This is a genomic window from Aeromonas sp. ZOR0002 (assembly GCF_963866995.1).
GTDB classification, from domain to species: Bacteria; Pseudomonadota; Gammaproteobacteria; order Enterobacterales; family Aeromonadaceae; genus Aeromonas; species Aeromonas caviae.
Genome location: NZ_CAWMFQ010000339.1, coordinates 1 through 453, shown reverse-complemented (window position 1 = coordinate 453; position 453 = coordinate 1). Strand labels below are relative to the sequence as shown.

Sequence of the window (453 nt, the reverse complement as noted above, 5' to 3'; positions counted from 1 at the left end):
TGATACCAGCGTCGTACCAGCAGCGGCCACTGGAATAGCGCCCCCCAACGCTCGGCCACCTCTCGCTCGCTCCAATTGGCAGCGGTATCCGACTCGACCTTGAGCACCAGGTGATAGTGATTGCTCATCACCGCATAGGCACACACACCGATGGCAAACAGTCGCGACAATTGGCCCAACTTGTCCACTACCCACTGGCGCCGATGCTCGTAACTCTGGCCGGAGTGGGCATCTTCCCCGCACAGAAACGCCCGCCGCACACAGCGACTGACCACATGATAGTAAGGCGTATCCTGCAAACTGATTTGACGTGAACGGGCAATGGTCATGGCTCACCCCCTGGGCAGTGACACCTCAAGCCAAGTACAGGACTACGCCGCTGTCAAAAAAGTGGGTGTCCCAGATTTTCTGGGGATTCCCCCTGATACCAGCGTCGTACCAGCAGCGGCCACT

Annotated in this window: 1 pseudogene; it reads right to left on the bottom strand. The window is 58.5% G+C overall.

What is annotated here, in order from left to right:
* Nucleotides 1–329, bottom strand: a pseudogene (locus tag AACR77_RS18360) (alpha-amylase family glycosyl hydrolase); the annotation flags it as partial.
* Between the last annotated feature and the right edge of the window lie 124 nt (nt 330–453).